Source organism: Bradyrhizobium cytisi (assembly GCF_008123515.1).
Taxonomy (GTDB): Bacteria; Pseudomonadota; Alphaproteobacteria; order Rhizobiales; family Xanthobacteraceae; genus Bradyrhizobium; species Bradyrhizobium cytisi.
In genome coordinates this window covers 33,969-59,672 of the sequence record NZ_VSSR01000032.1, presented here as the reverse complement: position 1 = coordinate 59,672, position 25,704 = coordinate 33,969, and the positions used below count along the sequence as shown (strand labels likewise).

Sequence of the window (25,704 nt, the reverse complement as noted above, 5' to 3'; positions counted from 1 at the left end):
AAGGACTAGTTCTACACTAAAGAACTAGCGCTACTTTCCGATACAGAACTTCTGGAAAATGGCGCCAAGGACGTCCTCGACGTCCACCCGGCCGAGCAGCCGGCCCAGGGCATAGGCGGCAGCTCGCAGCTCTTCGGCGGCGAGCTCTTCGCCCTCTTCTACAAGCTCCAGACTCCGGCGCAAGCTGTCCGACGCCCGGCCCAACAGATCTCGTTGCCGGGCCCGGGTCACCAACGCGCCCTCGGTGGTTCCGAAAAACTCGGCCGCGAATTTGACGAGGGCCTCGACCAGCTCTGGAATGCCGTCGCCTCGGCTCGCCGAGATCCCGAACTCGCCGGGTGACCCTACTCCCCCGAGATCGATCTTGTTGCGCACGATCCAGATCTGGCCGCCGGACGGATCGACGGCGCGCTCGCCCTCCACCAGCCACAGCACGAGGTCGGCGTCCTCAGCCCGTGCCCTCGCCCGGCGCACGCCTTCCTGCTCGACAGGATCGTCGGTCTCGCGAATGCCGGCAGTGTCGATGACGGTAACGGGATAGCCATCGAGATCCAGCTGCACCTCGATCACATCACGCGTGGTGCCGGCGTGGGGCGACACGATCGCGACCTCGCGGCGCGCGAGCTGATTCATCAGCGTCGACTTGCCGACGTTCGGCTCGCCTGCGATCGCAACCACCAGGCCGTCACGCAGGCGTTCAGAATGTCCCTGTGCCGCAAGGACTTTTGTAATTTCATCGTGCAGCACCTGGATCGCTTTCACGGCCGGCGCCGTCAATTCCGCGGGCACATCGCCCTCGTCGGAAAAATCGATGCCCGCCTCGATCAGCGCCGACGCCTCGATGATGCGCTCGCGCCAGTCGCGTGCGCGATTGCCAAGCAGGCCTTGCAGCTGCCGTAGCGCCTGGCGGCGCTGGCGATCCGTGTCGGCGTGAATGAGATCGTCGAGGCCCTCGGCCTCGGTGAGATCGAGCTTGCCGTTCTCGAACGCGCGCCGCGTGAATTCCCCGGGCTCGGCTGCGCGTGTATTCGGAATTAGAGAAATAGCGGCGAGGAGCGCGGCCAGCACCGCGCGTCCGCCATGGACGTGGAATTCGGCGACGTCCTCGCCGGTCGCAGTCCCCGGCCCCGGAAACCAGAGCACGACCGCATCGTCGATCGGTTGGTCCGCGCCGTCCCGAAGCAGCCGGCGGCTGGCCTGCCGCGGCGCCGGCAGCTTGCCTGCGAGCGTCGTCAGCACCAGGCCGGCCTGCGGGCCTGAGACGCGCACCATGGCGATTGCGCTCGGCGGACGGCCGGACGACAGCGCAAAGATGGTCTGGTCTCGCGGGTGCATGGCCTATTTGTCCGGCTCGACGGAAAAAGGCAAACGGCCCGTTCTCGGGCGACCGCAACCCGTGTTGCTGCATCCCAACCCGCAGCAACGACCATATTGCACCGCAACATAACCGCAGCGCTTTGCTGCTGCAAAAAAAGCCTTCGCGCACCAGGTCGGCTAAGGAGAAGTCAAGTATTATTCAGATATATCAATAGGCTAAGACAGACTTGGCTCCGACGCCGATCCCACCGTAATGCTACGCAATCGCTGCAGCAAAGCCGCACAAAAAAGGGCGCCCGAAGGCGCCCTTAAAGCTCTTGATGCACCCTGGCTCAGGTGTTGATCTCAGGTGTTCATGGAATCGAAGAACTCCGAATTGCTCTTTGTCGAGCGCAGCTTGTCGAGCAGGAAGTCGATCGCGTCCATGGTGCCCATCGGGTTCAGGATGCGGCGGAGCACGTACATCTTCTTCAGCACCTGATTGTCGGTAATGAGCTCCTCCTTGCGGGTGCCGGAGCGCGAGATGTCGATGGCCGGGAAGGTGCGCTTGTCCGAGACCTTGCGGTCAAGGATCAGTTCCGAGTTACCGGTGCCCTTGAACTCTTCGAAGATGACCTCGTCCATGCGGCTGCCGGTATCGACCAGCGCGGTCGCGATGATGGTCAGCGAGCCGCCCTCCTCGATGTTGCGGGCGGCACCGAAGAAGCGCTTCGGGCGCTGCAGCGCGTTGGCGTCGACACCGCCGGTCAGCACCTTGCCGGATGACGGCACCACGGTGTTGTAGGCGCGGCCGAGGCGCGTGATCGAATCGAGCAGAATGACGACGTCGCGGCCGTGCTCGACCAGACGTTTTGCTTTTTCGATCACCATCTCGGCGACCTGGACGTGACGCACGGCCGGCTCGTCGAAGGTCGACGACACGACCTCGCCCTTCACCGAGCGCTGCATGTCCGTGACTTCTTCCGGACGCTCGTCGATCAGCAGCACGATCAGATAGCATTCGGGATGGTTGTGCGTGATCGAATGCGCGATATTCTGCATCAGCACGGTTTTACCCGTGCGCGGCGGCGCGACGATCAAAGCGCGCTGGCCCTTGCCGATCGGGGCGACGATGTCGATCACCCTTGCAGACAAGTCTTTTCGCGTCGGATCGTCGATTTCCATGCGGAAACGCTGATTCGGAAACAGCGGCGTGAGGTTGTCGAAATTGACCTTGTGCTTGGCCTTTTCCGGGTCCTCGAAATTGAGTGTGTTGACCTTCAGCAGCGCAAAATAACGCTCGCCCTCTTTCGGGCTGCGAATGTGGCCTTCGATGGTGTCGCCGGTGCGCAGGCCGAAACGGCGGATCTGGGAGGGCGAAACGTAGATGTCGTCCGGGCCAGGCAGATAATTCGCGTCGGGCGAGCGGAGGAAGCCGAAGCCGTCGGAGAGCACCTCGACGACGCCCTCGCCGACGATGTCGGTCTCGGCCAGCGCAAGCTGCTTGAGGATGGCGAACAGCAGCTCCTGCTTGCGCATGGTGCTGGCATTCTCGACCCCGTTCTCTTCCGCGAACGAGACAAGCTCGGCCGGCGTCTTCGACTTGAGGTCCTGAAGTTTAATTTCCCGCATTGGGGTGGTCCTGTGGGGTAACCTTGGGAGGGGGTGCGAGGAGGCTCTGAAATGCGGACGCGAGAAGGTAAGGTCCGCAGGTCTGGCAAGGAGAGCGCCGGTGGGGGCTTCAAACCTGATGCGGTGTCCGGCCTCTGGAAAGCTCGGACCAACCACATCCGCCTGCGTTGGGTGGGATATCGCTAATATAGAAAATCGCTTGTCACTCCGCAAGCCGAAGCGCTGAGCGATCATTCACGATTCCTGCCTAGAACGGCTTCACGATCACCATGATGACGATGATGATCATCAGGACGGTCGGCACCTCATTGATAATCCGGAAGAATTTCTGGCTGTGCGGGCGCTTGTCGGCGGCGAATTGCTTGAGCCAGCGGGAAAAAAAGCCGTGGGCGGCGGACATCGCCAGCACCAGTGCCAGTTTTACGTGCAGCCAGCCGAAAGTGAACCAATGGCCGGCCCAGGCGAGGTAGAGCCCGGCAAGCCAGGTGACGATCATGGCGGGGTTGATGATCGCCTTGAGCAGACGGCGTTCCATGACCTTGAACGTTTCCGACTGCTTCGAGCCGATCTCGGCCTCACAGTGATAGACGAACAGCCGCGGCAGATAGAGCATGCCGGCCATCCATGAGATGACCGCGATCACGTGCAGCGCCTTGATCCAGAGGTAGACGTCTTCAAACATGTCCGGCGTCCGCCTTTGCGCCCAGCCGTCCGGCGATCTGGGGATAGTAAGAACTCGTTAAGGTCTCACCTGCACACATATCTCTCTGGAGCGCCCTTCTCCAATAAAGAATCTTAGATTCTTAAGGTTTGAGTCTGAGTGACGGTGGATTGGACTCACACAATGCCGTCCGCCACTTCGCAGACGCTTGTTCACATCCATCAACATGTCCAATGCGGTTCCTGCCAGACCCCGATAAGTCACCCGGGCTCAAAGGCTTGCGCGTTTTGATCCGCAGTTTATCAAGGGACTTGTCCGCGCAATCCCGTTTCCCTCTCGGAAGGCTCCCAAACTTGTTCCGATGGGCAGTGGTGTGAAGAAAATTGGCACTTGTCCCGCCCCTGGTGTCGCGCAACCCTTTCCGAGCGGTTAAGGTCCACAGAAATCCACAAACCACACCGCCTTCATACAAAGAGTTTTTGTGCCGACCTCGAACAATTATTTCCATCTGCACCTCGTCTCGGACTCCACCGGTGAGACCCTGATCACGGTCGCCCGCGCCGTCGCCGCGCAGTACGCAAACGTCACGCCGGTCGAGCATGTCTATCCGTTGGTGCGCAGCCAGAAGCAGCTCGATCGCGTGCTCGACGAGATCGAGGAAGCGCCCGGCATCGTGCTGTTCACGCTGCTGGAGAAAGACCTGGTGTCCCGGCTCGAGGACAAGTGCAAAAACATCAACGTTCCGAGCCTCTCGATCATCGGCCCGGTCATGCAGTTGTTCGAAGCCTATCTCGGAGCAGCGACCACGGGTCGCGTTGGCGCGCAGCACGTGCTCAATGCCGAATATTTCAAGCGCATCGACGCGCTGAACTACACGATGATCCACGATGACGGCCAGCACGTCGACGGGCTCGAGGAGGCCGACGTCGTCCTGGTCGGCGTGTCCCGCACCTCGAAAACGCCGACGTCGATCTACCTCGCCAACCGCGGCATCCGCACCGCCAACGTGCCGCTGGTTCCGGGCATTCCCGTGCCGGCGCAATTGGAGACGCTGACCCGGCCGCTGGTGGTAAGCCTGCATGCGACGCCGGAGCGTCTGATCCAGATCCGTCAGAACCGCCTGCTCTCCATGGGCGCCGAATCCGGCAGCGACACCTATACCGACAGGCAGTCGGTCACCGAGGAGGTCGCGTTTGCGCGCAAGCTGAGCGCCAAGCATGACTGGCCGCTGCTGGACGTCACGCGGCGCTCGATCGAGGAAACCGCGGCGGCGATCATGAAGCTCTATAGCGATCGCCAACGCAACCGGCCATCTGAATAGTCTGCCATCTGAATAGCCTTGGGAATAGTTCTCGAAAATGGGTCTGTGGCGCGGCAAAACTCCGTTGATCCTGGCCTCGCAGAGCGGCGCACGAAAGATGCTGCTGGCGAACGCCGGGCTCGAATTCGAGACCGTTACCGCTGACATCGACGAGCGCGGCATTCAGGCTGCGTCAAAACTTTCAAACCCGCGCGAAATCGGCCTGCTGCTCGCGTGCGAGAAGGCCAAGGCGGTTTCGGCCCATCGTCCCGGAAGTTATGTGATCGGCGCCGACCAGACGCTCGCCCTCGGCGACCGTCTCTTCAACAAGCCTGCCGGTCGCATTCAGGCGCTGGCACAATTGCGCGATCTCGCCGGCCATAGCCACGAGCTGAATTCGGCCGTCGCGGTGGCCCGTGACGGCAGGATTGTCTTCGAGGATGTGTCGGTCGCCCGCATGACCATGCGGCAGATGTCCGAGGGCGAACTTTCGGCCTATCTCGACGCCGCCGGCGATGCCGTCACCACGAGCGTCGGCGCCTATCAGCTCGAAGGCCTCGGCATCCATCTGTTCGAGCGCATCGAGGGCGACCATTTCACCATTCTCGGCCTGCCGTTGCTGCCGCTGCTTGCGTTCCTGCGGCGTGAGCGGCTCATTGCGGTGTAACTGACAGGGATGGTTTTGCGCTGATGCGGATTCTCGGACTGACCGGCTCGATCGGTATGGGCAAATCCACCACCGCAAAATTGTTCGCGGAGGCTGGCGTGCCCGTCTACGACGCCGATGCCGCCGTCCATCAGCTGTATGAGGGCGAGGCCGCGCCTGCGATCGAGGCCGCCTTCCCCGGCACCACCGCGAACGGCAAGGTCGATCGTCCCAAACTGTCGGCGCGCGTTGTGCACGATCCGGCCGCGATCAAGCAGCTCGAGCAGATCGTTCACCCCATGCTTGGCGCCTCCCGGCAAAAATTCTTTGCCGATGCGGAAGCCGCCAAGGCGCCGGTTGTGGTTCTCGACATACCGCTGCTGTACGAGACCGGCGGCGAGAAGCGCGTCGACGCCGTCGTCGTGGTCTCGACCTCGCCGGAACTGCAGCGCGAGCGGGTGCTGGCGCGGGGAACCATGGATGAGACCAAGCTCGACGCCATCATCGCCAAGCAGATGCCGGACGCTGAAAAGCGCAAGCGGGCCGATTTCGTCGTGGATACCTCACACGGACTGGAGCCGGTGCGCGCGCAAATCACGCACATCCTGGCCGAGGTCGTTAAGATGCCGCAGCGGCGAGCCTGATTCGCCGACTTACAAGGCTTCTTGCACGGCACCTCAAAATCATGCGTGAAATCGTTCTCGATACCGAAACCACCGGCCTCGATCCGCTCCGCGGCGATCGGCTGGTTGAAATCGGCTGCGTCGAGATCTTCAACCGCATGCCGACGGGACAGACGTTTCACGTCTATATTAATCCTGAAAGGGACATGCCGGCGGAAGCCTTTGCCGTACACGGATTGTCGGCCGAGTTCCTGTCGACCAAGCAGCTGTTCCACGAGGTCGTCGACGATTTCCTGGCGTTCATCGGCGATGCGCCGCTGGTGATCCACAACGCCTCGTTCGACATCAGCTTCATCAATGCCGAGCTCGACCGGATCAAGCGCGCCGCGATCCCGCGCGAGCGGCTGGTCGATACGCTGCTGCTGGCGCGGCGCAAGCATCCCGGTGTGTCGAACCGGCTCGACGATCTCTGCTCGCGCTACGCGATCGACAATTCACACCGCACCAAGCACGGCGCGCTGCTCGATTCCGAACTGCTCGCAGAAGTCTATGTCGATCTGGTCGGGGCGCGGCAGTCGCAGCTGCTGCTGGCGTCGGACTCCCAGGACATTCGCGTCAATGCCGCCGGCGATGCGCCGCGGCGGCAGCGGTCGGTGCCGCTCGCGCCGCGGGTTTCAGACGCCGAGCGCGAAGCCCATCGGGCTTTCATCGCAACGCTCGGCGACAAGGCGATCTGGAACGAGTTCTTGCCCGCTCCAGCTGCCGTCAATCCGGCTGGTTAGGCCTATTAGTTAAGCCTGGCCGGCCTGACCACCGGCGGCCATTTGCCGCTCCATGTTCTGGCGATAGAGACCGACGAAATCGACCGGGTCCAGCATCAGCGGCGGGAACCCGCCGTCGCGCACGGCGGTCGCGATGATCTCGCGGGCGAACGGGAACAGCAGGCGCGGGCACTCGATCATGACCAGCGGGTGCAGGTTCTCCTTCGGCACATTGACGATCCGAAACACGCCGGCATAGGCGAGCTCGAACGAGAACATCACCTTGCCCGCGTTCTCGGCCTTGCCCTCGACCGACAGCGTCACCTCGAACTCGGATTCGCTGAGATTGTTGGCGCTGACATTGATCTGGATGTTGATCTGGGGCGCCTGGCTCTGCGGCTGGAGCGAGGTCGGTGCGTTCGGATTTTCGAACGAGAGGTCCTTGGTATATTGCGCCAGCACGTTGAGCTGGGGAGCCTGGGCCGCCTCGGGAGGGGTACCGTTACCGTTGGTCATCGAAGTGTCTCCTTACCCGATTTGGGCTGAACCCGATTTGGGCTGAATTTCGCGGCGGTTGGCTAACATAGGGCCGCCTCATTCCACAAGGACGAACGGCTCCGGAGGATCGATCCGGCCCGCGCCCGCAACTGTGACGCCTGATCCGCCCGGAACCCGAAATCGCAGGTTAAACGCTTGAAGATGCGCGATTTCCGGGCAGGATCGGGTTTCCCCTTAAGCATAAAACGCGCTACACTCCGCGCTGTGCCAAAAGGCGCCATTGGCCGGGCCAAATTTCGTGCCTACATCCGGCGGACGTAACGCGCGGACCCAAAAGGGCGATGTAGACTTGCCGTTCCCGTATGGAACGGTCTACTGGCCGGATCGATTTTCCCGGCGACCCCCTTCTCGAGAAGACCAGAAAGCGAATACCACGTGGACATCTACACCATCATTTTCCTGGCGTTGGCGGTCTTTATTTTCCTGCGACTGCGTAGCGTGCTGGGCCAGCGGACCGGCAACGAGCGGCCGCCGTTCGACCGCGCGGCTCGCAATGCGCTGGGTGGTGCGCCGGACAAGAACGTCGTGACCATGCCGGGCAAGGTGATCGACCAGGCGCCCTTGGCCCCGACGGCCGAGCCGACCCCGCCTTCCGACCGCTGGAAGGGCCTGACCGAGCCCGGCACTGCGCTCGCCCAGGGCCTCGACGCGATCGTCGAGCGGGATTCCACCTTCGATCCGCGCCACTTCATCTCGGGCGCCCGCGGCGCCTATGAGATGATCGTGCTGGCCTTTGCCAATGGCGATCGCCGCGCGCTGCGCGACCTCTTGTCATCCGAGGTCTATGAGAGCTTCGACGCCGCGATCAAGGACCGCGAGAAGAACGAGCAGAAGACCGAGACGCGCTTCGTCTCGATCGACAAGGCCGAGCTGGCCGGCGCCGAGCTGCGCGACCGCACGGCACAGCTGACCATCCGCTTCGTCTCGCAGATGATCTCGGCCACCCGTGACAAGGCCGGCAACATCGTCGACGGCAGCGCCGACACGGTCGCCGACATCACCGACATCTGGACTTTCGCCCGCGACACCACCTCTCGCGATCCGAACTGGAAGCTGGTTGGCACCGGAAGCGCGAACTAAGATCTTTCTGAAGAACAGCGCGACGGCGCTTTGCGCAGGTGTCGTCGTGCTGGCTTCGTTTTCGCTTGGCGCCGAGGCTGCGCGGCGCCATTCCCGCAGCCATTACCATCGCCTTCCCGAAGTCGCCGCGATCCCGCCGCGCGCGTTGCCCTATCCGCAGCTCCCTCTGCCGTTCGAAATTCCCGGCGCACAATACCTGCCGCTGGCTTGGGCGGATGTGAAGGGGTGGAGCGACGACGATCATCTCGCGGCTTACAAGACCTTTCGCGCCAGCTGCCGATCGATCAACGCGCAGACCGGCGCGGGTGAACAGAAGGCACTGGGCGGCTCGTTGAGCGAACCGTGCCGGGCCGCCAAATCACTCGAGCCGGCCGACGACACCCAGGCAAGGACTTTTTTCGAAGACAATTTTTCGCCGCTGCGGATCTCGCGTCTCGGCGAGCCCGACGGCTTCGTCACCGGCTATTACGAGCCGGTGCTGGAGGGATCGCGCACGCAGACCGATGTCTACAACGTCCCGGTCTATCGCCGGCCCTCGAACCTGTTCGTGCGCGGCTACAATCAGGCCTCCGTCAGCCTGCCCAACAAGGGATCGGTCTATCGCAAGATCGGCCGCCGCAAGCTCGTGCCCTATTACGACCGCGGCGAGATCGAGGACGGCAAGATCGCCGGCCGCGGGCTCGAGATCGCCTGGCTGAAGGACCCGACCGATTTGCTGTTCGCCCAGATCCAGGGCTCGGCGCGGATCAAGTTCGACGACGGCGGCACCATCCGGCTCAACTACGATTCCTACAACGGCTATCCCTACACGGCCGTCGGGCGTGTCCTGATCGAGCGTGGCATCATTCCCAAGGAAGAGATGTCGATGCAGAAGATCAGGGAGTGGATGGCGCAGAACCCCGACGGCGCCAAGGAGCTGCGGCGCCAGAACCGCGCCTACATCTTCTTCCGCGAGGTCAATCTGTCCGACAAGGACGAAGCCGTCGGTGGGCAAGGCATCCCGCTGACCGCCGGCCGTTCGATCGCGGTCGACAAATCCCTCCATGTCTACGGCACGCCGTTCTTCATCGAAGGCGAGCTGCCGATCGAGTCCGACCGTGCCAGGACCCCGTTCCATCGGCTGATGATTGCGCAGGATACCGGCTCGGCCATTATCGGCCCCGCGCGCGCCGATCTCTATTTTGGCGCGGGCGCTGACGCGGGCCGCGTCTCGGGCCGGCTGCGCCACCCCATGCATTTCGTGATGCTGGTGCCGAAGAGCCTCGACCCCGGCGTCCGCGCCGCAAGGCTGCCGGTGCCGGATCCGCGGCCGTCGGAGAAGATCGCAAAGCTGTTTCCGCAGACCGGTCCCAAGGATCCGGCCAAGGATCCGGCCAAGAATCCGGCCAAGGACCCAGCGAAGGGCGAGACCGTCGCGATTGCCGGCCCGGTGCCGCTGCCGGCGCCGCGTCCTGTGATAGAACCTGTCCGCGAACCGCGCAGGCACATGAAAAGTCGTTCCCACCAGCAATGAAACGATCGTCCCGTCCGCCCGTGCTGGATCCTCCGCGTCCTTTGTCGCGCCGGCGTGGACTCAGCGAGGAAGACCGCGAGCTGTGGGAGCTCGTTGCAAAGCAGGTCAAGCCGCTGCGGAAGCATCGCGCGACGAAGGTGCCGACTGCGCCGCGCGCTGAGCCCTCGCCCACAGCGGTTGTTGCCAAGCCAACGCCGTCGCCGCGGCCATTGACGCAAGCGCCCGCCCCGCGTCCGTCAAAACCGGCGATGCCGCCGCTCGCCCCGCTCGGCAAGCGCGAGCGGACAAAACTGTCGCGCGGCCGCAGCGAGATCGAGGCGCGGCTTGATCTGCATGGCATGACCCAGCTGCGCGCGCACCGCGCGCTGACCGGCTTTCTGCACCGCGCGCACCACGACGGCTTGACCTTTGTCCTGGTCATCACCGGCAAGGGCCGCAGCGGCGGCGAAAGCGGCGTGCTGCGCCGGCAGGTGCCGGAATGGCTGAGCCTGCCGGAATTCCGCGCCTTCGTGGTCGGGTTCGAGGAAGCCGGGATCGGCCATGGCGGCGAGGGCGCGCTCTATGTGCGGATCAGACGGGCAAGATTCTAGAACGGCCGGACGATTCCGACGCGCGGGATCAGCGTGATGATCAAGCCGAAGATGTTGGTCTTCTGGTCTTCGGCCGGAATCAGCGGGGCCTCCTTGCTGGTCGGCAGCATCTTCACCGCATGCAGGATCAGGAACATGCAGACCGCCCAATTCGAGATCCAGCGCGAATAGTCGAACACCATCGCGAACATCATGAGATAGGCGAAGCTGACGCCGATTAGCGCCGCGATGACGAGGCGTCGGTGGGCCTCGTGCGCGAGCGAGCCGATCAGGTCAGCAAAATAACGCCATAGCGGCGTGTGCAGCCAGATCAATAGGGCGAACACGGGAATGCCAGGGATGTTGTGCGGCAGCCAAGCCCAGGTGTCCGAAATCTCCTTCGCCAGCGGCTGATACCAGATGTAGCTGAACTGTAAGAGATCGGTGCGCGAGGGATCGGCCGTCCGGGTCTTCAGATAGGCGACGAAATCCGCTTCGGGGATCGGCATCGTCCCCAGGAACTGCGCGGCGAAGAACAGCGCAGAGATCGCGGCGAGGGCGACGATGCCGAACGCGAGATTGCCGCGATTGAGGCCGCAAGCGAGATAGTGCCTGACTACGACGATGGTGATGATCGTCGGCACATACATCAGCAGATGAATGTGGTGGATCAGGACGAGGATGATCGAGAACAGCGCGGCCGTCGCCACGAACAGCAATGAGCCCGCGGGCATCAGCAGCAGGATGATCGCCAGCACGCAGCCATAGATGTCGAAATGGCCGAGCGTGTGCATGAAGTTCTTCAGGAAGAACGGCGATCCCGCGATGAAGACGAACAGCGGCAGCGTCTTCGCCGTGAAGCCGAACGTCTTCTGAAACAGTCTTGCGTACAGCCCCAGCGTCGCCAGCCACGTCGCGCCACCGAGCGCGAACACCAGCCAGACCGGCACCTTGGCCGTGAACAGCGCGACGATCGCCCCGATCAGCGCGCGCTTGATGAAACCGAAATGGTAGTCGACGAGGAGGTGGATGTAGGGGACGTAAGGCGGCAGCTGGATCTTGTGAACGAGCACGCCGACGATCACGGCGGCGTTGATCGCGAGCAGAAGGCGCCAGGGGTTTTGCAGGATGCGTGCGGTCACGCCGCATCAATAGCGCGGTCGCCCGGAATTACAAAATAAACCGGCTCAGATCAGCGTTCTTGGCGAGGTCGCCGACGTGCGTCTGCACGAAATCGGCATCGATCCGGACGGTCTCGCCGTTGCGGTCGGGGGCGGTGAAGGAGATTTCGTCCAGCACCCGCTCCATCACGGTCTGGAGCCGCCGCGCGCCGATGTTCTCGACGGTCGAATTGACGGCGACCGCGACGTCGGCGAGCGCGTCGATGGCGCTGTCGGTGATGTCGAGCGTGACGCCTTCGGTCTGCAACAGCGCGACATATTGCTTGATCAGCGAGGCCTCGGGCTCGGTGAGGATGCGGCGCATGTCGTCGCGGGTCAGCGCCTGCAGCTCGACGCGGATCGGTAGCCGGCCCTGCAATTCCGGCAGCAGGTCGGACGGCTTTGCGACGTGGAAGGCGCCGGAGGCAATGAACAGGATGTGGTCGGTCTTGACCGCGCCATGCTTGGTCGAGACCGTTGTGCCCTCGATCAGGGGCAGCAGGTCGCGCTGCACGCCCTCGCGCGAGACGTCGCCGCCGACGCGGCCGTCGCGGGCGCAGATCTTGTCGATTTCATCCAGGAACACGATGCCGTTGTTCTCGACCGCGCTGATCGCCTCCAGCGTCAGCTGATCGGTATCCAGCAGCTTGTCGGATTCCTCGTTGATGAGGATCTCGTGCGAGCCCTCGACCGTCAGCCGCCGCGTCTTGCTGCGGCCGCCCATCTTGCCGAAGATGTCGCCGATCGAGATCGCACCCATTTGCGCGCCCGGCATGCCCGGGATCTCGAACATCGGCATGCCGCTGCCGGACGACTGGGTCTCGACCTCGATCTCCTTGTCGTTGAGCTCGCCGGCGCGCAACTTCTTGCGGAAGGATTCCCGCGTCGCTGCGCTGGAATTGGCGCCGACCAGCGCGTCGAGCACGCGCTCTTCGGCTGCGAGCTGGGCGCGCGCCTGAACGTCCTTGCGCTTGCGCTCGCGCACCTGGGCGATCGCGACCTCGACGAGGTCGCGCACGATCTGCTCGACGTCGCGGCCGACATAGCCGACCTCGGTGAATTTTGTCGCCTCAACCTTCAGGAACGGTGCGTTGGCGAGCTTGGCGAGCCGCCGCGCGATTTCCGTCTTGCCGACGCCGGTGGGCCCGATCATCAGGATGTTCTTCGGCAGCACTTCCTCGCGCAAGGAACCTTCGAGCTGCTGCCGGCGCCAGCGGTTGCGCAGCGCGATCGAGACGGCGCGCTTGGCGTCGGCCTGGCCAACGATGAAACGGTCGAGTTCGGAAACGATTTCGCGGGGAGAGAAGTCTGTCATGGGATCTTAGCTAGGGCGGGAGGGGGCCAAGGACAAGCCGCTTTTTTGACCGTCAAATGATCGGCGGACCGGATTGCCATTGCTTCACGGCCTCGATCGGATGGATGAGCATCAGGATATTGAGCGTCAGATTGTCGCGAATATGGAACGCCAGCATGATTTCGAAGGCGAGCCCCAGAAGGACCGTCACCGGGACCGGCAGCGTGCGTGCGGCGAGGAACCCCAGCACCATGAACAGCGTGTCCGAGAGCGAATTGACGATGCTGTCGCCGAAATAGTCCAGCGAGATCGTGCCGGCGCGGTAGCGCTCGATGATGAATGGTGAATTCTCGACGACCTCCCAGGCGCCCTCGATCAGCATGGCCATGATCAGCCGCGCCGGCCAGGAAAGACTTGGAAGGGCGAGTGCCAGGAACGCGACGCGCGCGAACAGCAGCCAGGTCAGCCCGTAGAACAGGAAGCCGTGCAGGACGTGCGAAAAACTGTACCAGTCGGCAATGTGCTGCGAATTTTCCGAGCTGTTGACGATGCCATGCCACAGCTTGACGTAACCACAGGTGCAGATCGGCACCCGGCCCATCGCAAGCAGGATCGAGGCCTGAAGCGCCAGCAGGAGCAGTGCGATGCCGGCCCAGGCGAGCGGCGGGACGGCGAGCTTGCTTTCGTGCGTGCTTGTTAGCGTCAATTCTCGCGCACCATCAGCAGCGCTGCTCCGTCCGGCGTATCGACCATGCGATCGCGGACGAAGCCTGCCTTCTCGTAGGCACGCACGGCGCGTCGGTTGCGCGGGTCCGGATCAGTGACGATGCGCGGCAGGCCGTGCCGCAACTGCTCCTCGGCGAATTGGCGAATGAACGACGAACCGTGGCCCTGCCCGATCATGTCGCTTTCGCCGATGAACTGATCGATCCCACGCGTGCCCTCCGATTGCGGCCCGAAGCCCGTATTCCAGGCGGTCAGGTCGTAGCATTGAAGATAGCCGAACGGCCGCATCCCGGCCAACACGATGAACTGGTCCATTGCGGGTTCGTCGAGGTCGCCGCTGACGAGCGCGAACTGCTCGTCCGGATCGCCCCACCATTCCCGCACATGCGCCTCGCCCAGCCATCGGCGGACCAGCGGCAGATCGGCCGCGGTCATCGGGCGGAACGTGTAGGCGGGGGCCATGCCCTACCCGGCCGACAGCGCTTCGATGGTCACGTTGCGGTTGGTGTAGACGCAGATGTCGGCGGCGATGTCGAGCGAGCGGCGGACGATGGTCTCGGCGTCCTTGTCGGTGTCGATCAGGGCGCGGGCGGCGGCCAGCGCGTAATTGCCGCCGGAGCCGATCGCCATGACGCCGGCCTCGGGCTCGAGCACGTCGCCGGTCCCTGTCAGCACCAGGGAGACGTCCTTGTCGGCCACGATCATCATGGCCTCCAGCCGCCGCAGGTAGCGGTCGGTGCGCCAGTCCTTGGCGAGCTCGACCGCGGCCCGGGTCAATTGCCCTGGATATTGCTCGAGCTTGCTTTCCAACCGCTCAAACAGGGTGAAAGCGTCGGCGGTGGCGCCGGCAAAGCCGCCGATAACGTCGCCCTTGCCGAGTTTCCGGACCTTTTTGGCGTTGGACTTGATCACAGTCTGGCCGATCGAGACCTGGCCGTCGCCGCCGACCACCACCTTGCCGCCCTTGCGGACGGTCAAAATCGTGGTGCCGTGCCAGACCGGCGAGCTGTTCTGGGAATCCTGCATAAATGACCCTCGTTGTCCGGCCTGATTTAGGGGGTCGAGAGCGGGCGCACAACGGGCCGCTCCGGGCCCAATTTCGCTCACCATAGGCAGAAGTAGAGCCCGGCCAGCCGTTCCCGCAGTAGCGAAGGCGTCATTTGGCTGTTAATAGACTGGCGTTTTCGGCCCTCAAGCCAGGATGGAAACCAGCTTTCAATGCGCACCGCGACGATCAAGCGCAAGACCAAGGAAACCGACATCGAGGTCACCGTGAACCTCGATGGCACCGGCGTGGCCAATATCGCGACCGGCATCGGCTTTTTCGACCATATGCTCGATCTCCTCGCCCGCCATTCCCGCATCGACCTCACGGTCAAGGCGGTTGGCGACCTCCACATTGATCATCACCATACCACCGAAGACACCGGCATCGCGCTCGGCCAGGCGGTCAAGCAGGCGCTCGGCAACATGGCGGGCATCACCCGCTATGCCGGCGTGCACATGCCGATGGACGAGACGCTGACGCGCGTGGTCATCGACATCTCGGGCCGCCCGTTCCTGGTGTTCAAGGCCGACTTCCCCCGTGACAAGATCGGTGAATTCGACACCGAGCTGGTGCGCGAGTGGTTTCAGGCCTTCGCCATCAACGCCGGCGTGACTCTCCACGTCGAGACCCTATATGGCGATAACAGCCACCATATCGCCGAGTCCTGCTTCAAGGGCCTGGCGCGGGCGCTACGCACGGCGGTTGCGATCGATCCCAAGGCGGTGGGAGAGATCCCGTCCACCAAGGGCTCGCTCGGCGGCTGACATCTCCGTCGGTTAATCAAACGCCGCCGGCGGCATCTGCTCAATTCTCGAGAACGGGGCATCGAAAATGCCTGTCTACACAGTTCATGCTCCCACCCCAGCCGGGGCCGACCTGCGCGCGACCGACAGATTCGTGTTCGTGCGCGACGGCTTCCATTTCTGGGCGATGATCTTTGGGCCGTTCTGGCTGGCCTGGAACAGGCTTTGGCTGGCCCTGATCGGCTGGATCGTCTTTCTCGCCGCGTTCGATGCCGGGCTGCACAGCCTCGGCGTCGGCCGCAGCTCGATCTTCTTTGCCAACACCATCGTCGCGCTGCTGATGGGTTTCGAGGCCTCGAGCCTGCGCCGCTGGACGCTGTCGCGCGGCAAGTGGCGGCAGCTCGACGTCGTCGTCGCTGACGACGAGGACACCGCCGAGCGGCGCTTCTTCGACCGTTGGAGCAAGACACAGCGCGGCATCGTCAACGATCAATGGGCCGTCGATCGCGGCGGGCCGCCGCCTACCCGCAATCTGCCGGGTCAGCAATTTTCCAACCCGCCGCCGATTCCGGCCGGCGGCATCATTGGATTGTTTCCAGAACCGGGAGGGTCAAGATGAGCATCGCCATCATCGATTACGGTTCCGGGAATCTGCATTCCGCCGCCAAGGCGTTTGAGCGTGCTGCGCGCGGCATGGAGAATCCGCAGAAGGTCTTCGTGACCAGCGATCCGGATCAGGCCTACGGCGCCGATCGTCTGGTGCTGCCGGGCGTTGGCGCCTTTGCCGATTGCCGGCGCGGGCTCGATGCCGTCAACGGCATGGTCGAGGCGATCACCGAAGCCGTGCGCGTCAAGGCGAGGCCGATGTTCGGCATTTGCGTCGGCATGCAGCTGTTCGCCACCCGCGGCAAGGAGCATGTCATCACGCAAGGCCTGAACTGGATCGGCGGCGACGTCGAGAAGATCACGCCGCGCGATGAAAGCCTGAAGATCCCGCACATGGGCTGGAATACGCTCGATGTGCTCAGGGAGCACCCGGTGCTGAACAAGCTGCCGCTCGGGCCCAAGGGCCAGCACGCTTATTTCGTGCACTCCTATCACCTCAACGCTGCCAACGAGGCGGACGTGCTCGCGCGCGCTGACTACGGCGGGCCTGTCACCGCGATCGTCGCGAAGGACACCGCCATCGGCACGCAGTTTCACCCCGAGAAGAGCCAGCGTTTTGGCCTGGCCCTGATCTCGAACTTTTTGCGATGGAAGCCGTGATTCTCTTTCCTGCCATCGACCTCAAGAACGGCCAGTGCGTGCGCCTCGAGCAAGGCGACATGGCTCGCGCGACCGTGTTCAATCTCAACCCCGCAGCCCAGGCCGAGAGCTTTGTCTCGCAGGGCTTTGAGTATCTCCACGTCGTCGATCTCGACGGCGCGTTCGCCGGCAAGCCGGTGAATGCGCAGGCCGTCGAGGCGATGCTGAAGACGATCAAGATTCCGGTGCAGCTCGGTGGCGGTATTCGCGATATTGCGACCGTCGAGGCCTGGCTCGAGAAGGGCATCACCCGCGTCATCATCGGCACGGCCGCGGTGCGGGATCCGGAGCTGGTGAAGGTGGCCTCGAAAAAGTTCCCCGGCCGCGTCGCGGTCGGGCTGGACGCGCGCGACGGCAAGGTCGCGGTCGAAGGCTGGGCCGAGACCTCGCGAGTGACGGTGCTTGAGATCGCGCAACGTTTCGAGGACGCCGGCGTTGCCGCCATCGTCTTCACCGACATCGCGCGCGACGGCCTGCTCAAGGGCCTCAACCTCGATGCGACCATTGCGCTGGCAGACAGCATCACGATTCCCGTGATTGCTTCCGGCGGTCTTGCCTCGATCGAGGACGTCAAGGCGATGCTGACGCCGCGCGCCAAAAAGCTCGCCGGCGCGATCGCCGGCCGTGCGCTCTATGACGGCCGCCTCGATCCCGCCACCGCCCTCACCTTGATCCGCAACGCGCCCGGGAGCTGACACATGTTCAAGGTGCGCGTGATCCCCTGCCTCGACGTCAAGGACGGCCGCGTCGTCAAGGGCGTCAACTTCGTCGATCTGCGCGATGCCGGCGACCCCGTCGAAGCGGCGATCGCCTATGACGCCGCCGGCGCCGACGAGCTCACGTTCCTCGACATCACCGCGACCCATGAGAACCGAGGCATCATGCTGGACGTGGTCCGCCGCACGGCCGAAGCCTGCTTCATGCCGGTCACCGTCGGCGGCGGCGTCCGTGAGGTCAACGACATCAAGACGCTGCTGCGCGCCGGCGCCGACAAGGTCTCGATCAACAGCGCCGCGGTGTCGCGGCGCGAGTTCGTCAAGGAAGCCGCCGAAAAATTCGGCGAGCAGTGCGTCGTGGTCGCGATCGACGCCAAGCGGGTCAAGCGCGCCGGCGGCGGCGAGCGCTGGGAGATCTTCACCCATGGCGGCCGCAACTCGACCGGTATCGACGCCATCGAATATGCCCAGGAAGTGGTCTCGCTCGGCGCTGGTGAAATTCTGCTCACCTCGATGGACCGTGACGGCACCAGGCAGGGTTTTGATATTCCGCTGACCCGGGCCATTGCCGACAGCGTTCCCGTTCCCGTGATCGCCTCCGGCGGCGTCGGCAATCTCGACCACCTCGTCGATGGCATCCGCGACGGGCGTGCCACCGCCGTACTGGCCGCCTCGATCTTCCACTTCGGGGAATTCACCATCCGCGAAGCCAAGGAGCACATGGCCCGGCGCGGACTACCCATGCGGCTGGATGCCTGACGACTTCCGTTCATAAAAGTGCTACATCAACCGGCGGGACTGGCCCAACCGGCCAGACGCGCGTTTCGAGTATTCAGTATGCCGCGTTTCACGATCCACGATCTCGCCGTAACCATCGATGCCCGCGCGGCCTCCGGTGGGGAGGGCTCCTATACCCGCAAGCTCCTCGACAAGGGCGCCGAACATTGCGCCAAGAAGTTCGGTGAGGAAGCAGTCGAAACCGTAATCGCAGCAGTCGAAAACGATCGCGATCATCTGATCGCCGAGGGTGCCGACCTGCTCTATCACTTCCTTGTGCTGCTCAAGGCGCGCGGCGTAAAACTGGAAGAGGTGGAGGCGGCGCTGGACAAGCGTACGAACATGTCCGGGCTGGAAGAGAAAGCGTCTCGCAAGAGCGGCAGCTAGCCAAGTTCTTTACGGAGAAGGTCGCGTCATGGATATCCGCGCACCCGAGCAGCAATATAATCCATACCGCGTCTATTCGCGCGAAGAATGGGCGCGGCTGCGCGACGACACGCCGATGACGCTGGAGCCGGGCGAGTTCGACCGGCTGCGCTCGCTGCACGATCGCCTCGATCTCAAGGAGGTCGAGGACATTTATCTGCCGCTGTCGCGGCTGCTCTCGATCTATGTCGATGCGATGCAGCGCCTGTACTACGCGGAGCGCCAGTTCCTCAACATCCGCGACCGCAAGGTCCCATACATCATCGGCGTCGCCGGCTCGGTTGCGGTCGGTAAATCCACCACGGCCCGCGTGCTCCAGGCCTTGTTGGCGCGCTGGTCGCCGCGTCCGAAGGTCGACCTGATCACCACCGACGGATTCCTTTACCCGAAGGCCCTGCTCGAGCAGCAAGGCATTCTGCAGAAGAAGGGCTTTCCGGAGAGCTACGACCTGCCGCTGCTGCTCAACTTCCTGTCCGACATCAAGTCGGGCCGCCGCCACGTGCGCTCGCCGGTCTATTCGCATCTGACCTACGACATCGTACCGAACGAATGGGCCGAGATCGACCAGCCCGACATCCTGATCGTCGAGGGCGTCAACGTGCTGCAGACCGGCAAGCTGCCGCGCGACGGCAAGGCGGTGCCCGTGGTCTCCGACTTCTTCGACTTCTCGGTCTATATCGACGCCGACGAGGCGGCGCTGCGGCGCTGGTACATCAAGCGCTTCCTGGCGTTGCGCGACACCGCGTTCACCAATCCAAAATCCTACTTCAACCGCTATGCGCTCCTGTCGGACGAGGAGGCCACCGCCACCGCCACCGCGATCTGGGAGCGCACCAACCTCGCCAATCTCGAGGACAACATTTTGCCGACCCGCCCCCGCGCGACGCTGATCCTGAAGAAGGCCGCGGATCACGCGGTAGAGAGCGTGGCGCTGCGAAGGCTGTAGGCAACACACTCGTCATTGCGAGCGCAGCGAAGCAATCCAGAATCTTTCCGCGGTGAGAGTCTGGATTGCTTCGCTCCGCTCGCAATGACGGCGGAGAGACCTCCCTACACCACCAGACGCCGTGATGCCGCTAGCCCGGCCAGCGCCTCGTCCAGCTTCTCCCGATCGAGCGGCTTGATGAGAAACCCGTTCATGCCCGCCTCGAAGCAGGCGTAGCGATCTTCCACCAGCGTGTTCGCGGTCAGCGCGAGGATCGGCGTGTGGTGGCCGCCGGTGGCGGCCTCATGGGCGCGGATGCGTTTGGTTGCTTCGATGCCGTCGAGCTGCGGCATCTGGATGTCCATCACAACCAGATCATAGGGCGTACCGGCGGAGCTGGCCGCGAGCCAGGATTCCAGCGCGGCCTCGCCATGGACCGCGATGACGACGCGGTGACCGAGTTTTGTGAGCAGCGATCGCATCAAGAGCGCGTTGATCTCGTTGTCCTCGGCGACAAGGATCGAGAGGCCGTTGGCAGGCGTTCTGACCGCGGCCCGCTCGACAGGCTCGGGCGCGAGATCGGGCGAGGCGACTTCCGGCGTCAGCGCGAGACGCGCGGCGAGGGAGGCTGCGCGCAGTGGCTTGACCAGGAAGCCGGTGAACGCCGGCGAAAGCTTGTCATGACGCGAGCTCGGCGTCAGCAGCACGAGCCGCTGCGTCGCGTGAGCACGGGCGACTTCGCCCAGGCGATCGGCAACAGCCGGACCGAGCGCACGATCGACCACCACGGCATGCCATGGGCGTTCCGGCAGCAGCGCTTCGGCCACAGCCGCATCCGCGACCAGGCAGGTCTGGCCGCCCCAGCGCTCCAGCCGCCGTGCGATCAGAGACGCCTCGATGCCGTCAGCCACCAGCAGGATCGACTTGCCGGCGAGGTCCGGGCTCGGAAACGCGGTCTGTCCGGTGTTTCCATGCGACGGCGCGAGCGGGATTGCGACCTCGAAGGTCGAGCCCTGAGCCGGTGCGCTCTCCAGCGTGATGCGACCGCCCATGCGCTTGACGATGCGCTCGCTGATGGCAAGGCCAAGCCCGGTGCCGCCATAGGTGCGGGCGACACGGTCGTCGGCCTGCTCGAATTCGCGGAAGATGCGCGACTGTGCTTCTGGCACGATGCCAATGCCGGTATCGCGGACCAGAAAGCTGATCTCGTTCGGCCAGATGCCGGGCTCGACGATCAGCGCAACGCCGCCGCTTGCGGTGAATTTGATGGCGTTGCCGGCGAGATTGAGCAGCACCTGGCGCAGCCGTGCGGCATCGCCAACGACTTCCAGCGCAAGGCGCTCGTCGACATAGGAAGCGATCTCGAGGTTTTTCGCCTGCGCGCGCGGTGCCAGCAGCTCGGTGACCTCCTCGATCAAGGTCGAGAGCGCAAAGGGACGTTGGTCGAGATCGAGCTTGCCGGCTTCGATCTTGGAATAGTCGAGCAGCTCCTCGATCAGCGCCATCAGCGCTTCGCCCGAGGTTTTCACGGCCCTGGCGTAGGTCGTCTGCTCCGGCGTCAACGTGGTGTCGAGCAACAGCCCGCCCATGCCGATGATCCCGTTCAGGGGGGTACGGATCTCGTGCGAGGCCATCGCGAGGAAGCGCGACTTGGCGCGGTTGGCGGCGTTGGCCTGGTCGCGCGCATCCGACAGCGCGCGTTCGGTCTCGGTGCGGTCGGTGACGTCGCGGCCGACACTCTGCAGTTCGGCTGGCTGGCCGGCATCGAGCCGCACGAATCCTTCGCGCCAGGCTATCCAGCGCGCGCCGAGCGGGGTGGAGATTCTCTGGTCGTGGATGCGCGTGCCGTTGCTCTCGCGCGCGCTATCGCCCTGCTCCAGCACGTCGAAGTCGAACCGCGTGCCGACCAGCGCACCGCGCGTCTGCCCGGCCAGCGCGCAATAGGCGTCGTTGGCAAAGGTGATGCGGCCCTGATGGTCACGCAGCACGATCAGATCGCCCTGCGATTCGAACAGGCTGCGGGCGCGCTCTTCGGCTTCCTTCAGCTCCCAATTGCGGTCGATCAGCGCCTCGTTGTGGGCGGCGAGCTTGCGCATCCGCTTGTTGACGAAGCGCAGCCGCATGCTGAGCGTCGCGAGACCGAGGCAGGCCAGCGCAAACAGGAAGCTCGCGCCGATCGCAAAGGTGTTGGGATCGTAGCCGGAATTCGGCGCGCGGCTGCCGGTGACGAAGCCATAGGCGCCGCCGAACGTCGCCGAGAAGATCATGAAGGAGCGGATCGCGAAGGCAATTCGGGGGTGCTGTCGTCTGAAGCGGCGCATGCGCACCTTGATCCGGAACGTCCGACCCATTGCCACCGACCCCGACTCTTGTCCGAAACCCGCCACCGCCGCTTGCGACGATGTCTCGCCGACCTTGCGAACAGCTTGAGGCTTTGCGGCGAGCTCCAAACAGGGTTGACGAGGTGTTAACGCTTCAGAGCGAAGCGGCCTGGAGGGGGAGTGGGTGGGGGCCATGAGCGCCGACGATCAGGGCTGCGGCCTCCTTCTGCGTAAATGTCTTCGAACGGACGTAAACACGGAAGTCAGCGGGACCATCTGCGGAGAGATAAATGACCGGGCCGTCATCGACCGGCTGCGCGGCAATCGTGATGAGGCGCGTCGCCGGATTGGCCTGGCAGGCGCTCGGCTCGTCGCTCGCGCCGTCGTCCACGACTGCGAAGTCGGCGGCATCCGCATCGTCGGTGATCTGGACCCGCACCGTGGCCCGCGACACATCGTCGGTGAAGGCGACATGGACGCCGGCCGTCCAGAACAGGGATGTCAGCTCGACCGAGGTGTCGCCGAGGGCGATGCAAGGATGCGAGACCGATGTGATCTCGTTGCGGGCGAACACCGCAGCCGCCAACAGGGGAACCACCGAGGCCAGGATCTTGAAACGCAACATGACGCTCTACTCGCCGGGCCCGGACTGGACTTGTGGGCCTATGGTTTGCAGAGCGTAAAGGAAACTCGTTACCGCCGGGTTGATGCGCTGCGCGATCACGCCATCTGGCGCATATCCTCCGCGAGTGCGCGGTAGGACAGCGCCTCGGCAAGATGCAGCCGGCCGATCTTGTCGGCGCCGTCGAGGTCGGCGAGCGTGCGGGCCACCCGCAGCACGCGGTGATAGCCGCGCGCCGACAGCCGCATGGTCTCGGCCGCATCGCGCAGCAGCTTCTGGCCCTGTGCGTCCGGCCTGGCGATGTCCTCTAGAACGGACGCCGGCGCCTCAGCATTGGTGCGGACCTGCGGCAGGCCGGCATCGGCGTAGCGTTTGAGCTGGATGTCGCGCGCCGCCGCCACGCGCGCGGCGACTTCGGCGGAGCCTTCCGCCGCCGGCGGCAGGATCAGATCGGCCGCGGTCACGGCCGGGATCTCGATGCGCAGATCGATGCGGTCCATCAGCGGACCGGAGATGCGCGCCTGGTAATCGCCGGCGCAGCGATCGATGCGGCCGCGCTTGCAGGAATAGCCCGGCTCGAACGCATGGCCGCAGCGGCAGGGGTTCATCGCTGCGATCAGCATGAAGCGCGCGGGGTAAGTCACGCGGTGGTTGGCGCGGGAGACCGAGACCTCGCCGTTCTCCAGCGGCTGGCGCAGCGAATCCAGCACGCGCGGGTCGAACTCGGGCAGCTCGTCGAGGAACAGCACGCCCTGATGCGCCAGCGAGATCTCGCCGGGCTTTGCGCGCGCGCCGCCGCCGGTCAGCGCGGCCATGCTGGCGGAATGATGTGGCGAGCGAAACGGCCGCTGCGATGTCAGCGCGCCGCCCTCGATCTCGCCGGCGACGGAGGCGATCATCGAGACCTCGAGCAATTCGCCCGGCGACAGCGGCGGCAGGATCGAGGGCAGGCGCGCCGCCAGCATCGATTTGCCGGCACCGGGCGCGCCGATCATCAACAGGTGATGGCCGCCCGCGGCCGCGATCTCCAGCGCCCGCTTGGCGCTCTCCTGGCCCTTGATGTCGCGCAGATCGAGCAGCGAGCTTGCTGCCTCGTGGACTTTCGGCACGGGCCGCGACAACACCTGTGTGCCCTTGAAATGGTTGGCGATCTGAATCAGCGAGTGTGCGGCGACGATCTGGATGTCCGGGCTCGCCCACGCCGCTTCCGAGCCGCAGGCCGCCGGACAGATCAGACCTTCCTCGCGCACATTGGCGCCGATCGCGGCGGGCAGAACGCCGGCCACCGGCGCGATCGAGCCGTCGAGGCCGAGCTCGCCAAGCACGGTAAAACCCGTCAGCGCATCCGGCGGGATCGCGCCGATCGCCGCCATCAGCCCGAGCGCGATCGGCAGGTCGTAATGGCTGCCTTCCTTCGGGACGTCGGCAGGGGCGAGATTGACGATGATCCGCCGCGCCGGCAGCGCCAGCCCCGAGGCGATCAGCGCCGAGCGGACCCGCTCACGCGCCTCCGATACCGCCTTGTCGGGCAGGCCGACGATGGCGAAGGCCGGCAGGCCCGGGGCGACCTGCACCTGCACGTCGACCGCGCGGGCCTCGATCCCTTCAAAGGCGACTGTCGAAACCCGCTGGACCATGATGCCCCCTCGCACAATTAGGGGTAGCAGAGCGCGACGGGCCTGACAAGAACAATACAAGAACGAAAGGCGAGGGCGCCGCGATTCCTAACGACCCGTAAACGGGACGACGACACTAAGCTTCGACTACGCCTCGAATGCGATCGGCTGCGCTCAGCACATTCCAACAAATGTCCGCTACTCCTAGGGCTGCGGGATGGGCCGTGATCTAACGGGTGAACAATTCAAATGCTTGCAAATCGCCGCAGAAGCGAACGCCGGATGTGCACGCGGCTCGCCAAGATCCATTTTGGCGCGGGGTCGCTGCCACGGGACTGCACGATCACGGATATCTCGGATGGCGGCGTCAAGGTCGTGGCGGAATTCCTGGAACTGCCGCCGCAATTCACCATCATCTTCGCACCCGACTATTCCCGCCAATGCCGCCTGCGCTGGCGCATCGGCTGCGAATTCGGCGCGGAATTTACCGACTAAGCCCAAGAGGCGGGCGTCCTTAACGGGAATTTAGCGTTAATCGGCAAAGCATCTCTGATCAGTCCGCCGGCGGTGATCAGAGTATGTCCAAGCGTTCGTCCCTTGCCTCTCCCCCGGCGAGATTCCTGCTTCCCGCGTTCGTGGTGCTTGCCCTCGGTGGCTGCCAGACCACGAGCCTGGAGGATGTGACCGGCGCGCTCGGCGTCGGTGGCAAGCCGGAAGCTGCCGCTACGGCGGACGCCAAGCCCGACATCAAGCCCGACATGGACGGCTTGCGGGAGCGCTATCGCGCCAGGCCCAGCGATCCCGCCATCGCCCTCGACTATGGCAAGGCGCTGCGCGAGACCGGCCAGCGCGCCCAGGCGGTCGCGGTGATGGAGCAGGCCGTGCTCGCCCATCCCAGCAACAAGGCGCTGCTCGCCGGCTACGGTCGCGCGCTCGCCGACAACGGCAATTTCCAGCAGGCCTTCGACGTGCTCAGCCGGGCGCATACGCCGGAGGATCCGGACTGGCACATCCTGTCGGCGCAGGGCGCGGCGCTCGATCAGCTCGGCCGCAACGAGGAAGCGCAGCAATATTATGCGTCGGCGCTGAAGATCGTGCCGGACGAGCCGCAGGTTTTGTCCAATCTCGGCCTGTCCTACATGCTCCAGAACAATCTGCCGCGGGCCGAGGACACCATGCGCCGCGCCTATCGGCGCAACCCGGCCGATTCCCGCGTGCGGGGTAATCTCGCACTAGTGCTGGGGCTGGAAGGCAAGCAGGCCGAGGCCGAGACCATCGTGAAGGCCGATCTGCCGCCGGATCAGGCGGCGGCAAAGGTCACGGCCCTACGCCAGCTGCTGTCGAAGAAGCAGCAGCAGCAGGCGGAGAAGTAATCCGCCGCCGCCG

At 64.2% G+C, this 25,704-nt stretch carries 28 protein-coding genes; 16 read left to right on the top strand and 12 right to left on the bottom strand.

The genetic code is table 11. From position 1 onward, the window contains the following. Positions 1 to 30 precede the first annotated feature (30 nt). The 3 genes from mnmE to hemJ all read right to left on the bottom strand — a co-directional run bounded on the left by mnmE (position 31) and on the right by hemJ (position 3,610). A complete protein-coding gene (gene mnmE / locus FXB38_RS20265; RefSeq protein ID WP_148752750.1) occupies positions 31 to 1,335 on the bottom strand; it encodes a tRNA uridine-5-carboxymethylaminomethyl(34) synthesis GTPase MnmE in 1,305 nt (434 codons plus the stop codon). A gap of 327 nt (positions 1,336 to 1,662) precedes the next feature. After that, positions 1,663 to 2,928 carry a transcription termination factor Rho gene (rho, locus tag FXB38_RS20260; protein WP_027535007.1) on the bottom strand — a complete coding sequence of 422 codons (1,266 nt, stop codon included), beginning with the start codon at positions 2,926 to 2,928 and terminating at the stop codon, positions 1,663 to 1,665. Positions 2,929 to 3,175: 247 nt separating this feature from the next. Further along, on the bottom strand, positions 3,176 to 3,610 hold the full coding sequence (gene hemJ / locus FXB38_RS20255) for a protoporphyrinogen oxidase HemJ (RefSeq protein ID WP_148752749.1): 435 nt from the start codon (positions 3,608 to 3,610) through the stop codon (positions 3,176 to 3,178). A gap of 460 nt (positions 3,611 to 4,070) precedes the next feature. Here hemJ and FXB38_RS20245 point away from each other — a divergent pair, with 460 nt between their 5' ends. Genes FXB38_RS20245 through dnaQ form a run of 4 tightly spaced genes read left to right on the top strand, consistent with a single transcriptional unit; the run spans position 4,071 to position 6,940 of the window. Continuing rightward, entirely contained in the window at positions 4,071 to 4,910 is an 840-nt protein-coding gene (locus tag FXB38_RS20245; protein WP_148752748.1) for a pyruvate, water dikinase regulatory protein, read from the top strand. A gap of 37 nt (positions 4,911 to 4,947) precedes the next feature. Beyond that, the gene (locus FXB38_RS20240; RefSeq protein WP_148752747.1) at positions 4,948 to 5,556 is read left to right on the top strand and encodes a Maf family protein; all 609 of its coding nucleotides are present in this window, start codon (positions 4,948 to 4,950) and stop codon (positions 5,554 to 5,556) included. A 23-nt stretch (positions 5,557 to 5,579) separates the two neighbouring features. Then, the gene (gene coaE / locus FXB38_RS20235) at positions 5,580 to 6,179 is read left to right on the top strand and encodes a dephospho-CoA kinase (RefSeq protein ID WP_148752746.1); all 600 of its coding nucleotides are present in this window, start codon (positions 5,580 to 5,582) and stop codon (positions 6,177 to 6,179) included. Between the two features lie 41 nt (positions 6,180 to 6,220). After that, positions 6,221 to 6,940 carry a DNA polymerase III subunit epsilon gene (gene dnaQ, locus FXB38_RS20230; RefSeq protein ID WP_148752745.1) on the top strand — a complete coding sequence of 240 codons (720 nt, stop codon included), beginning with the start codon at positions 6,221 to 6,223 and terminating at the stop codon, positions 6,938 to 6,940. A 9-nt stretch (positions 6,941 to 6,949) separates the two neighbouring features. Here the strand turns inward: dnaQ and secB are convergent, their stop codons facing one another. Continuing rightward, positions 6,950 to 7,435: a protein-export chaperone SecB gene (gene secB / locus FXB38_RS20225; RefSeq protein ID WP_148752744.1), complete on the bottom strand. Its 486-nt coding sequence runs from the start codon at positions 7,433 to 7,435 to the stop codon at positions 6,950 to 6,952. 417 nt (positions 7,436 to 7,852) lie between these two features. Here secB and FXB38_RS20220 point away from each other — a divergent pair, with 417 nt between their 5' ends. Genes FXB38_RS20220 through FXB38_RS20210 form a run of 3 tightly spaced genes read left to right on the top strand, consistent with a single transcriptional unit; the run spans position 7,853 to position 10,660 of the window. Then, a complete protein-coding gene (locus FXB38_RS20220) occupies positions 7,853 to 8,557 on the top strand; it encodes a Tim44/TimA family putative adaptor protein (protein WP_148752743.1) in 705 nt (234 codons plus the stop codon). After that, a complete protein-coding gene (gene mltA / locus FXB38_RS20215) occupies positions 8,535 to 10,070 on the top strand; it encodes a murein transglycosylase A (RefSeq protein ID WP_187435012.1) in 1,536 nt (511 codons plus the stop codon). The genes FXB38_RS20220 and mltA overlap by 23 nt, the downstream gene beginning before the upstream one ends. Continuing rightward, complete coding sequence (locus FXB38_RS20210) at positions 10,067 to 10,660, top strand: Smr/MutS family protein (protein WP_148752741.1); 594 nt, start codon at positions 10,067 to 10,069, stop codon at positions 10,658 to 10,660. The genes mltA and FXB38_RS20210 overlap by 4 nt, the downstream gene beginning before the upstream one ends. On the opposite strand, the gene FXB38_RS20205 is transcribed toward FXB38_RS20210, so the two are convergent. Genes FXB38_RS20205 through hslV form a run of 5 tightly spaced genes read right to left on the bottom strand, consistent with a single transcriptional unit; the run spans position 10,657 to position 14,845 of the window. Continuing rightward, entirely contained in the window at positions 10,657 to 11,781 is a 1,125-nt protein-coding gene (locus tag FXB38_RS20205; protein ID WP_148752740.1) for a hypothetical protein, read from the bottom strand. The two genes, FXB38_RS20210 and FXB38_RS20205, sit on opposite strands and share 4 nt — an antisense overlap. A gap of 28 nt (positions 11,782 to 11,809) precedes the next feature. Continuing rightward, positions 11,810 to 13,114 carry an ATP-dependent protease ATPase subunit HslU gene (gene hslU, locus FXB38_RS20200; RefSeq protein ID WP_148752739.1) on the bottom strand — a complete coding sequence of 435 codons (1,305 nt, stop codon included), beginning with the start codon at positions 13,112 to 13,114 and terminating at the stop codon, positions 11,810 to 11,812. Between the two features lie 52 nt (positions 13,115 to 13,166). Continuing rightward, positions 13,167 to 13,799, bottom strand: a complete 633-nt coding sequence (locus tag FXB38_RS20195; protein WP_148752738.1) for a DUF2585 domain-containing protein — start codon at positions 13,797 to 13,799, stop codon at positions 13,167 to 13,169. Beyond that, positions 13,796 to 14,281 (bottom strand): GNAT family N-acetyltransferase, encoded by a 486-nt coding sequence (locus FXB38_RS20190; protein ID WP_148752737.1) that lies wholly within the window; start codon positions 14,279 to 14,281, stop codon positions 13,796 to 13,798. The genes FXB38_RS20195 and FXB38_RS20190 overlap by 4 nt, the downstream gene beginning before the upstream one ends. A 3-nt stretch (positions 14,282 to 14,284) precedes the next feature. After that, a complete protein-coding gene (gene hslV / locus FXB38_RS20185) occupies positions 14,285 to 14,845 on the bottom strand; it encodes an ATP-dependent protease subunit HslV (protein WP_148752736.1) in 561 nt (186 codons plus the stop codon). Positions 14,846 to 15,037: 192 nt separating this feature from the next. On the opposite strand from hslV, the gene hisB reads away from it, so the two are divergent. The 7 genes from hisB (at position 15,038) to coaA (ending at position 19,780) form a co-directional block, all read left to right on the top strand. Then, positions 15,038 to 15,631, top strand: coding sequence for an imidazoleglycerol-phosphate dehydratase HisB (gene hisB, locus FXB38_RS20180; protein WP_148752735.1), 594 nt, complete (start codon positions 15,038 to 15,040; stop codon positions 15,629 to 15,631). 67 nt (positions 15,632 to 15,698) lie between these two features. Then, the gene (locus tag FXB38_RS20175; RefSeq protein ID WP_148752734.1) at positions 15,699 to 16,229 is read left to right on the top strand and encodes a DUF2628 domain-containing protein; all 531 of its coding nucleotides are present in this window, start codon (positions 15,699 to 15,701) and stop codon (positions 16,227 to 16,229) included. Continuing rightward, positions 16,226 to 16,876 (top strand): imidazole glycerol phosphate synthase subunit HisH, encoded by a 651-nt coding sequence (gene hisH / locus FXB38_RS20170; protein WP_148752733.1) that lies wholly within the window; start codon positions 16,226 to 16,228, stop codon positions 16,874 to 16,876. Before FXB38_RS20175 ends, hisH begins: the two co-directional genes overlap by 4 nt. Beyond that, positions 16,873 to 17,610, top strand: coding sequence for a 1-(5-phosphoribosyl)-5-[(5-phosphoribosylamino)methylideneamino]imidazole-4-carboxamide isomerase (gene hisA / locus FXB38_RS20165; RefSeq protein ID WP_148752732.1), 738 nt, complete (start codon positions 16,873 to 16,875; stop codon positions 17,608 to 17,610). Before hisH ends, hisA begins: the two co-directional genes overlap by 4 nt. 3 nt (positions 17,611 to 17,613) lie before the next feature. Continuing rightward, on the top strand, positions 17,614 to 18,390 hold the full coding sequence (gene hisF, locus FXB38_RS20160) for an imidazole glycerol phosphate synthase subunit HisF (RefSeq protein ID WP_148752731.1): 777 nt from the start codon (positions 17,614 to 17,616) through the stop codon (positions 18,388 to 18,390). 78 nt (positions 18,391 to 18,468) lie between these two features. Continuing rightward, positions 18,469 to 18,795: a phosphoribosyl-ATP diphosphatase gene (locus tag FXB38_RS20155; RefSeq protein WP_148752730.1), complete on the top strand. Its 327-nt coding sequence runs from the start codon at positions 18,469 to 18,471 to the stop codon at positions 18,793 to 18,795. A 28-nt stretch (positions 18,796 to 18,823) separates the two neighbouring features. Then, positions 18,824 to 19,780, top strand: coding sequence for a type I pantothenate kinase (gene coaA / locus FXB38_RS20150; RefSeq protein WP_148752729.1), 957 nt, complete (start codon positions 18,824 to 18,826; stop codon positions 19,778 to 19,780). Between the two features lie 104 nt (positions 19,781 to 19,884). Here coaA and FXB38_RS20145 read toward each other — a convergent pair whose 3' ends face one another. The 3 genes from FXB38_RS20145 to FXB38_RS20135 form a co-directional block, all read right to left on the bottom strand. Beyond that, positions 19,885 to 22,110: a PAS domain-containing hybrid sensor histidine kinase/response regulator gene (locus FXB38_RS20145; RefSeq protein ID WP_187435011.1), complete on the bottom strand. Its 2,226-nt coding sequence runs from the start codon at positions 22,108 to 22,110 to the stop codon at positions 19,885 to 19,887. A gap of 124 nt (positions 22,111 to 22,234) precedes the next feature. After that, the gene (locus tag FXB38_RS20140) at positions 22,235 to 22,705 is read right to left on the bottom strand and encodes a hypothetical protein (protein ID WP_148752727.1); all 471 of its coding nucleotides are present in this window, start codon (positions 22,703 to 22,705) and stop codon (positions 22,235 to 22,237) included. Positions 22,706 to 22,800: 95 nt separating this feature from the next. Further along, the gene (locus FXB38_RS20135) at positions 22,801 to 24,339 is read right to left on the bottom strand and encodes a YifB family Mg chelatase-like AAA ATPase (RefSeq protein WP_148752726.1); all 1,539 of its coding nucleotides are present in this window, start codon (positions 24,337 to 24,339) and stop codon (positions 22,801 to 22,803) included. A 228-nt stretch (positions 24,340 to 24,567) separates the two neighbouring features. Between FXB38_RS20135 and FXB38_RS20130 the strand changes: the two genes are divergently transcribed. Together FXB38_RS20130 and FXB38_RS20125 are read left to right on the top strand one after the other, a co-directional pair. Further along, on the top strand, positions 24,568 to 24,813 hold the full coding sequence (locus FXB38_RS20130) for a PilZ domain-containing protein (RefSeq protein ID WP_148738150.1): 246 nt from the start codon (positions 24,568 to 24,570) through the stop codon (positions 24,811 to 24,813). Positions 24,814 to 24,896: 83 nt separating this feature from the next. Next, positions 24,897 to 25,691 (top strand): tetratricopeptide repeat protein, encoded by a 795-nt coding sequence (locus FXB38_RS20125; RefSeq protein ID WP_148752725.1) that lies wholly within the window; start codon positions 24,897 to 24,899, stop codon positions 25,689 to 25,691. Positions 25,692 to 25,704 lie beyond the last annotated feature (13 nt).